Source organism: Streptomyces sp. NPDC016851 (genome assembly GCF_055562795.1).
The window spans coordinates 33,758-43,243 of sequence record NZ_JBVHEP010000026.1; the positions used below are offsets into that span (position 1 = coordinate 33,758).

General features: G+C 71.4%; 4 protein-coding genes. All 4 read left to right on the forward strand.

Annotated features, from left to right (window positions below; translation table 11 throughout):
• The first annotated feature begins 12 nt into the window (after window positions 1–12).
• From ACZ3I3_RS32955 to ACZ3I3_RS32970, 4 genes are read left to right on the forward strand one after another with little or no spacing between them, the layout of a single operon-like run.
• Window positions 13–834 (forward strand): carbohydrate ABC transporter permease, encoded by an 822-nt coding sequence (locus tag ACZ3I3_RS32955; RefSeq protein WP_467371118.1) that lies wholly within the window; start codon window positions 13–15, stop codon window positions 832–834.
• A gap of 39 nt (window positions 835–873) precedes the next feature.
• The gene (locus tag ACZ3I3_RS32960) at window positions 874–2,850 is read left to right on the forward strand and encodes a glycoside hydrolase family 127 protein (RefSeq protein WP_467371000.1); all 1,977 of its coding nucleotides are present in this window, start codon (window positions 874–876) and stop codon (window positions 2,848–2,850) included.
• A 2-nt stretch (window positions 2,851–2,852) separates the two neighbouring features.
• Window positions 2,853–6,995, forward strand: coding sequence for an Ig-like domain-containing protein (locus ACZ3I3_RS32965; RefSeq protein WP_467371001.1), 4,143 nt, complete (start codon window positions 2,853–2,855; stop codon window positions 6,993–6,995).
• 59 nt (window positions 6,996–7,054) lie between these two features.
• Window positions 7,055–9,208 carry a glycoside hydrolase family 127 protein gene (locus tag ACZ3I3_RS32970; RefSeq protein WP_467371002.1) on the forward strand — a complete coding sequence of 718 codons (2,154 nt, stop codon included), beginning with the start codon at window positions 7,055–7,057 and terminating at the stop codon, window positions 9,206–9,208.
• The last annotated feature ends 278 nt before the right edge of the window (window positions 9,209–9,486 follow it).

A 9,486-nucleotide genomic window follows, 5' to 3' on the forward strand; every position in this document is an offset into this window, starting at 1 on the left:
AGGGACACCACGGTGCTCACCCGCGCCCTCGGCCGCACGCCCCACTACGTCGTCGCCGCGAGCCTCGCCGTCATCTTCCTCTTCCCCCTGCTGTGGAACGCCTGGGCGTCGGTCAGCGGCCAGCCCGGCACCGCCCAGCAGTCCGGCTACGGCCTCGGCAACTACCGGACCCTGCTCGACTACGACGCGGGCCTGTGGCGGTACCTCCTCAACAGCACCATCGTCTCGGCACTGACCGTCGCCCTGACCCTGGGGGTGTCCCTGCTCGGCGGCTACGCCTTCGCCCGCTTCGACTTCCCCGGCCGGAACCTGCTGTTCCTGCTGACCCTGGCCATCCTCATGGTCCCGTACGCCACGCTCCTCATCCCGCTCTACGTCCTGCTGGGCAGGCTGCACTTGGAGAACTCGCTGATCGGGCTGAGCCTGGTGCTCGCCATGTTCCAACTGCCGTTCGCCACCTTCATGATGCGGATCTCCTTCGAGGCGGTGCCGCGCGAACTGGAGGAGTCGGCACTGGTCGACGGCTGCGGCACGGCGGGCGCCCTGCGCCGGGTCCTGCTCCCGGCGGTGCGCCCGGGGCTGATCACCGTGGGCCTGTTCGCGTTCCTCGCCGCCTGGAACGACTTCATCGCACCGCTGATCCTCATCTCCGACAGCGAGAAAGCACCGCTGCCCCTGGCCGTCGCGAACCTGCGGCAGCAGAGCATGGGAGCCGTCGACTACGGCGCGACCGAGGCGGGCGTGGTGGTCCTCGCCGTGCCCTGCCTGCTGCTGTTCCTGCTCCTGCAGCGGCACTACATCAGGGGCTTCATGTCCGGCGCGCTCAAGGGCTGAGGCGCGGGGAATCCGACCATGACCGCGGGGAATCCGACCATGACCGAAGGGACGTACCGAAGGCATGAACCGGTGAAGGGGAACACGGCACACGCGCCCGTCCTGCCCGTGGCGCCGACCCGCGGCCGGCTGCGCCCGCTCGGCCTCGACGAGGTGAGGATCACCGGGGGTTTCTGGGCCCGGCGCCGCCACACCAACGCGACCGCGACACTCGGGCACTGCCGGGACTGGATGGAACGCGAGGGCTGGACCGGCAACTTCCGGGCCGCCGCCGAGGGCCGGATCCAACGGGACCGGCGCGGGCGGGAGTTCGCCGACTCCGAGATCTACAAGCTGCTCGAAGCCATGGCGTGGGAAGGCGCCGCGTACGACGCGGAGACCGCCGCCCTGACCGACGTGATCGCCCCCGCCCAGGACCCGGACGGCTACCTGAACACCGCCTTCGGCCGCCCCGGACAGCAGCCCCGCTACACCGACCTCGAATGGGGCCACGAACTCTACTGTCATGGGCACCTCATCCAGGCGGGTGTCGCCCAGGCCCGCGCCCGGGGTGAGGGCGAGCTGACGAAGATCGCCCGCCGGGCCGCCGACCACGTCTGCGCCGCCTTCGGCCCGGGCCGGAACCCGGGCCTCTGCGGACACCCGGAGATCGAGACGGCCCTCGTGGAACTCGCCCGGCTGACGGGGGAGCAGCGCTACCTCGACCAGGCCGCATCGTTCCTCGACCGGCGCGGCCACGGCACCCTCGCCGACATCGAGTTCGGCCGCGCCTACTTCCAGGACGACGTGCCCGTCCGCGAGGCCGGCGTCCTGCGCGGCCACGCCGTGCGCGCCCTCTACCTCGCGGCGGGTGCCGTCGACGTGGCGGTGGAGACCGGCGACGACGCCCTGCTCGCCGCCGTCGTACGGCAGTGGGAGGCCACGGTCGCCCGGCGCACCTATCTGACCGGCGGGATGGGCTCACACCACCGCGACGAGTCCTTCGGCGACGACTTCGTCCTGCCACCGGACCGCGCCTACTCGGAGACCTGCGCCGGTGTCGCCTCCGTGCTGCTCGCCTGGCGGCTGCTGCTCGCCACCGGCGAACCGCGCTTCGCGGACCTGGCCGAGCGGACCCTGTTCAACGTGATCGCGACATCCCCGTCCGAGGACGGCCGGGCCTTCTTCTACGCCAACACCCTGCACCGCCGCCACCGCGGCACCATGCCCCCGGCGGACCGCGTCAGCCCGCGCGCCGACTCGGGCCTGCGCGCCCCCTGGTTCGCCGTGTCGTGCTGCCCGACCAACGTGGCGCGCACCCTCGCCCAGCTGCCCGCGTACCTGGCGACCGCGGACGACGACGGCCTCCAGCTGCACCAGTACGCCGACGCGGAACTCGCCACGAGCCTGGCCGACGGGCAGGGCGTGGCGCTGCGGGTCCGCACCGACTACCCGTCGGGCGGGACCGTCACCGTGCGGATCAGCCGCTCCCCGGCCCGCCCCTGGACGCTGTCCCTGCGCGTCCCCGCGTGGACGGCGGGCGCGACCGCCCGGCTGGTCGACCCGGACGGGCAACGCCGCACGGCCGCCCCGGGCACGGTGCGGCTCACCCGGATCTTCCGGCCCGGCGACGAGATACGCCTCGAACTGCCCGTCAGCCCGCGCTGGATCGGGTCCGACCAGCGCATCGACGCGACCCGCGGCACGGTGGCCGTCCAGCGCGGCCCCCTCGTCTACTGCGCCGAGTCCACCGACCTGCCCGACGGACACGACGTCGACGCGCTCCGCGTGGACCCGTCCGCCGAACCGGAGGACGGGCCGGACGGCACGGTCGTCGCCCCCGGCGAACTCGCCGCCCCCGCCGACCCGCACGACACCGCATGGCCGTACCGCCCGCTCGGCCAAGCCACCGCACCGACGGCCGACCGCACGGGGATCACGCTCGTCCCGTACCACTCGTGGGCGAACCGCGGTCCCTCGACCATGCGCGTGTGGCTGCCCCTCACCCAGTCCCCGACCATGCCCACCCGGAGGTAGTCGTGCCCGCAGCACCGCGAAGACGGCACCGCCGCGGCGCCCTGGCCGCAGCGCTGACCCTGGGCCTGCTGGCCCCCCTCGCCGTGACCGCACCGGCCGCGGCGGACAACTCGGCGATCGGCTACCCGGTCTACTCCGGCACGGACGACCCCGTGCCCGCCCTCCCGGCCGGCTTCACCGTCCACCGCACCCTGCGCGCCCAGTACGAGGCCGACCGGAAAGGGGGGAACGGCACCGACTTCTGGATGGACCGGATGCTGGTCCGCAAGGGCGAGGACCCGGCAGGCGACTGGCTGTTCACCCGGGGCCGCGCCGTCTTCATGAAGGAACACGACCCCGCCAGGCTCGGCTTCGCAGGCAAGGCCGCCTACTGGGAGAGCATCGACAACCGCTCCGCGTACACGCTCACCCTGAACGCCGACGGCGAGAACCTCGCCCTCCGCGAGAACACCGGCGCCCGCACCCAGACGCCCAGCTACTGGCGCAGCGAGTTCACACACGAGGCCACCGGCCTGAAGGTGACGCAGACCAAGTTCATCACCGAGGCCAACGTCGCCGTCACGAACCTCGCCCTGACCAACACCGGGTCCGAGCGCCGCGAGGTCCGGCTGCGCGCCACGTCCCCGTACGCGACGACCGCCGAGGGCCGGGAGCTCACCGGCGCGGTGCCCGCGAAGAACAACCTCACGACCGTCTTCCCCCGCCTCAGCGGTGACGGCTTCACCCCCGAGGACGAGTCCCTGACGCGCACCCTCGCCCTGCCCGCGGGCGGGACGGCCACCACCAAGGTCCAACTCGGCTTCGTCACCGAGGAGATCACCGACTCCCGGCCCGAGTACGACGCGGTGCGCACCGCCGCCCCGGACACGGCCTTCCGCTCGCACGTGCAGACGTACAACCGCTGGTGGGCCGAGAACCTGCCGTACCTCGACATCCCCGACGACAACATCGAGAAGACGCTGTACTACCGCTGGTGGCTGCTGCGTTACAACTACCTCGACGCCGACATCCCGGGCAGCGACTACCAGTTCCCCACCTCCATGGAGGGTGTGCTCGGCTACAACAACGCGATCGCCCTGACGGTCGGCATGTTCGTCGACGACCTCAAGTACCTGCGTGACCCGGCCTACTCCTACGGCCCGTGGGTGTCCGCCGGGGAGGTCTCGAAGAACGGCAAGTACACCGACAACCCCGGCGACCCGGAGAACTGGTCCAACAGCTACACCCAGTACATCTCCGAGGCGGCCTGGCGCTCCTACCAGGTGCACGGCGGCCCCGACGGCATCGTGCGCAACCTCGCGCGGTACGCGGAGAAGGACGTCCGCGGCCAGCTGGAGCACTACGACGGGGACGGCAACGGACTGATCGAGTACGACTGGGGCGCCATGACCGGCAACGACGCCGACGCGGTGTCGTTCGACTGGAAGCCCGGGAACCTGGACCGCGCCGAATCCGCGTACGTCTACAGCAACGCGACAGCGGCCGCCCGCGCGTACGACCTCCTCGGCGAGAAGACGAAGGCCGACGAGATGCGCGCGACGGCGAACCGCGTGCGCAAAGCCGTCCTCGAACACCTCTGGGACCCGAAGGACAAGCTGCTCAAGCACCGGCACGTCGACAGCGACACCCTGGTGCCCTGGAAGGAGATCAACAACTACTACCCGTACAGCGTGGGCCTGATGCCCACCCCGGACGAGGACCCGCAGTACCTCGAAGCGCTGCGCCTGTGGGCGGACGCGAAGCAGTACCCCGTCTTCCCGTTCTTCACCGCCAACCAGGCGGACAAGGCGGAGGCGGCGGAGCAGGGGCACCCCGGGAGCAACAACTTCTCGGTCATCAACTCCACCGTCACCTTCCGCTTCCTGTCCTCGGTGCTGCGGAAGTACCCGAACAAGTACATCGACAGCACCTGGTACAAGAAGCTGCTGTCCTGGAACGCCTGGGCCCACTACATCGACGGTGACAACCGCCGGCCCGACCAGAACGAGTTCTGGGCCGACGGCAGCGCCGACCCGCAGAAGATCGGCTACCGCTCCTGGATCCACCACACCATCCTCGGCACCACCAACTGGACGGTCATCGAGGACGCGATGGGCTTCCGGCCGCGCACCGACCGGAAGATCGAGCTGTGGCCGATCGACATCGACTGGCCGCACTTCGCCGTCACCGACATCAACTACCGCGGCACCGACGTGGCCGTCCTCTGGGACGAACCGGGCGACGGGAAACGGCCGTACGGCCGCCAGGTCCCCGAGGGCTACTCGGTCTACCTCGACGGGAAGCTCGCCCTCACCGCCGACCGCCTCGCCCACCTCGTCTATGACCCCGCCACCCGTGAGGTCACCTTCCCCGGCGGGGGAGCAGCCAAGGCGAGGACCACCGGCCTGCGCACGGCCGTCGCGAACCCGCAGGACGTCACCTACGGTGCGAAGGACCGCGTCACCGACCTGTTCGCCAAGGCCGGCCGGGACCTCACCGGCGGGGCCGGGGACAACCTCGCGGCCGGCGCCACCGTCCGCGCCTCCCACGAGGCCGACGGCCGCGGCGTGGGCGGTGCCGTCGACGGCTTCACCGTCAACGAGCCCTACTGGGGCGCCCGCGGCTCCGGCAACACCGAGGACTGGTACGAACTCGACTTCGGCCGCCCCCGCACGGTCGACGACGTCCGGCTCCACTTCTCCAGCGACAAACGGCCCGGCGGATACGCCGAACCGGCCCTCTACACCGTGCAGTACGAGGACCGGAACGGTCAGTGGCAGGACGTGGCCGGCTCCGCCAAGTCACCGCCGTATCCGCGCGCCAACCTCAACCAGGTGCGCTTCAAGGAGGTGACGACGCCCAAGCTGCGGGTGCTGCTGCGCCACCGCGACGGCCACACCAGCGGCCTGAAGGAGATCCAGGCCTACGACACCGGCACGCGCCCGCCGACGGCCCGCAACCGGCCTCCCTACGTGGAGGCCTGGCAGGACCCGGCGCACACCCGCCCGGGCCAGGTCAGGCTCACCGGCATCGTCGAGGACGACGGGCTGCCGCAGCGCACCCTCTCCGCCTCCTGGAAGGCGGCCGACGGCCCGGACGGCGGCGCCGTCATCTTCGACGACCCGCGCGCCCCCACCACCGTCGCCCGGTTCACCGAGGCAGGCACGTACACCCTCGAACTCACCGCCGACGACGGCGCGTCGACGTCGTCGAAGCGGGTGGTGGTGAAGGCCGAGAAGCCCGGCGGCGGCCAGCTGAACCTGGCACCGTCCGCCACCCCCACCGCGTCCTACACCTCCGGCTGGGAGTCGGTGAACGCGATCAACGACGGCCGTGAGCCCGCCTCGTCCTCCGACGCCCCGCGCTGGGGCAGCTGGCCGCAGAAGGACACCCAGTGGATCCAGTACACCTGGGACGACCCCGTCCGCGTGGCCGGCTCCGACCTGTACTTCTTCCGCGACGCGCAGCCCGGCGCGGCCGACGGCGTGGGCGTGCCCGAGTCCTGGGTCATCGAGTACCGCGACGGCGACACCTGGCGCGAGGTCCCCGGCGCCGGCGGCTACGGCACCGCCGAGGACCGCTACAACCGGACCACCTTCACGCCGGTCACCACGACCGCGCTGCGCGCGAAGCTCACCGGACATCCGAACCTCGCCCTCGGCGTCCAGGAGTGGAAGGTCTACGCCGAGACACCGGAGTCGGTACGCGAGACCCACATCCCCACCCTCCGCGGCACCGTCCCCGACCTGCCCGGGCACGTGACGCTGGTGTACGCCGACGGCTCCACGGCGCGCTCACCCGTGGCCTGGCCCGCCCTGACCGAGGACCAGGTCGCCGAGGGCGGCACCAGCGTGACGATCACCGGCCTCGCCGACCGCACCGCGCAACCGGTCACCGCGACCGTGTGGGTACGGCACACCGACGCGGTGGAGATCACCGGCTTCGCCGAGGAACGCGTCACCACCCGCCCGGGCAAGCCGCCCGCGCTCCCCGCCACGGTGGTCGCCACCTACAACGACGGCTCCAAGGACAGCCGCACAAAGGTGACCTGGGACCCGGTGGACCCGGACCAGTACGCCGGTCCCGGAACCTTCGAGGTCGGGGGAACCGTGCCGGGCACGTCGCACCGCGCCACGGCCACGGTCACCGTGACGTCCCCCGGATGACCCTCGCGCCGGAGGGGCCTCTTCCGTCCGCTGACCATCCACGACGATCGGAGTGCGCCATGTCCCAGCCACCCACCCGGCGCCGCGTGCTGAGCCTGACCGCCGGCGCCGCGGCCACCCCGCTCATGTCCTCCGGGCCTCTGGCCCAAGCCGCCCACGCCGCCCCGGCGACCTCCACGGCGAAGACCGGGGGAGCGCTGCCCGCCCCGCCCGCCTGGCCGGTGCGGCCCTTCGCCCTGCACGAAGTCAGCCTCGGCCGAGGGGTCTTCCGCACCAAACGCGACCTGATGCTCGACTACGCCCGCGCGTACCCGGCCGACCGCATCCTGGCGGTCTTCCGCGCCAACGCCGGACTCGACACACGCGGCGCACGACCGCCGGGCGGCTGGGAGACGGCCGACGGCAACCTGCGCGGCCACTACGGCGGCCACTTCCTCACCCTCGTCGCCCAGGCGTACGCCGACACCCGCGAGGCCGCCCTCAAGTCCAAGCTCGACCACTTGGTCCGGGCCCTCGGCGAATGCCAGCAGGCCCTCGCCGAACACGGCACTCCGAAGCCCAGTCACCCCGGCTACCTGGCGGCCTACCCGGAGACCCAGTTCATCCTCCTGGAGAGCTACACGACCTACCCCACCATCTGGGCGCCGTACTACACCTGCCACAAGATCATGCGCGGCCTCCTGGACGCCCACACCCTGGCCGGCAACCCACAGGCGCTGACCATCGCCGCGAAGATGGGCGACTGGGTGCACAGCCGGCTGGGCCACCTCCCCAAAGCCCAGCTGGAGCGCATGTGGTCGATCTACATCGCCGGTGAGTACGGCGGCATGAACGAGGTCATGACCGACCTGTACGCCCTCACCGGCCGGGAGGAACATCTCGCCGCCGCCCGCTGCTTCGACAACACCGCGCTGCTGACCGCCTGCGCCGAGGACCGCGACATCCTGGAGGGCAGACACGCCAACCAGCACATCCCGCAGTTCACCGGCTACCTCCGCCTGTTCGACCACACGGGGGAGGAGCAGTACGCCAGCGCCGCCCGCAACTTCTGGGGCATGGTCGCGGGACCCCGCACGTACGCCCTGGGCGGCACCGGGCAGGGCGAGATGTTCCGCGCCCGCGACGCCATCGCGGCCACCCTCGACGACAAGAACGCCGAGACCTGCGCGACGTACAACATGCTCAAGCTCAGCCGGCAGCTCTTCTTCCACGATCCCGACCCCGCCTACATGGACTACTACGAGCGGGGCCTGACCAATCACATCCTCGCCTCGCGCCGGGACGCCCCCGGCACCGACAGCCCCGAGGTCACCTACTTCGTCGGAATGGGCCCGGGCGTACGACGCCAGTTCGGCAACACCGGCACCTGCTGCGGCGGCACCGGCATGGAGAACCACACCAAGTACCAGGACTCGGTCTACTTCCGCTCCGCCGACGGCAACGCCCTGTACGTCAACCTCTACCTGGCCTCCACCCTGCGCTGGCCGGAGCGCGGCCTCGTCATCGAGCAGACGAGCGACTACCCGGCCGAGGGCGTCCGCACCCTGACGTTCCGCGAGGGCGGCGGCCGGCTCGCCCTCAAACTCCGCATCCCGTCCTGGGCCACGGCGGGTGTCACGGTCACGGTCAACGGAGCCCCGCACCGGGCCGAAGCCGAGCCCGGCACCTACCTCACCCTGAACAGGAACTGGCGCCGAGGCGACCGCGTCCGCGTCTCGACGCCCTACCGTCTGCGGATCGAACGCGCCCTGGACGATCCGGACGTCCAGTCGCTGTTCTACGGCCCGCTCCTCCTGACCGCCCGGAGCGCCGAACAGCAGTTCCGCACCTTCTCCTTCTACAAGGACTTCACCCTCCGCGGAGACCTGGCCGACGCGATCAGACCCACGGGCCGCCCCCTGCACTTCACCACGCACAACCTGACCCTCGCCCCCTTCCACATCGGCGACGACGCCCCCTACCACGCCTACTTCACCCGCTCCGAACCCGTCATCGTGTTCGGCACCTCCGACTCGGGCGTGCCGAATCACGCCCGCACCGACGGCCGGACCTTCCTCGACGTCCTGTGGCAGCAGGCTCCCTTCCCGGCCTCCGCGCACTTCGTCCGCGCCGTACGCACCCTCGCGGGCCGCTGGCTGGCCGAGAACCTGTTCACCCGAGCCGAACACGACGCCGTCATCGCGGCGGCGAACCGGGCGGACCTGCGCCGCTGAACGCCAGGTGAGGCCAGGTCCGCTCCCCGAGCGTTCCGAAATCGCCAAATCCGGACCGAAAGTCGTCTAGACCAGTCTTGGAGTCTTGATCGCGTCAGTCCGGGTCTGCTTGGGTTGCGGACCGATGGCCGCCGTCCGGCGGCCTCTTGGGGGGAATGGTTTCTGTGCTGGGCCTGCGAGGGGGCATGACCGGCGGACGCGACGGGCGACCAGGCCCGCGACCGCCGTCCGTCTGGATCCCGTATCGCCGCTGAGCAGGCGGGCAGGGCGATCGCGGT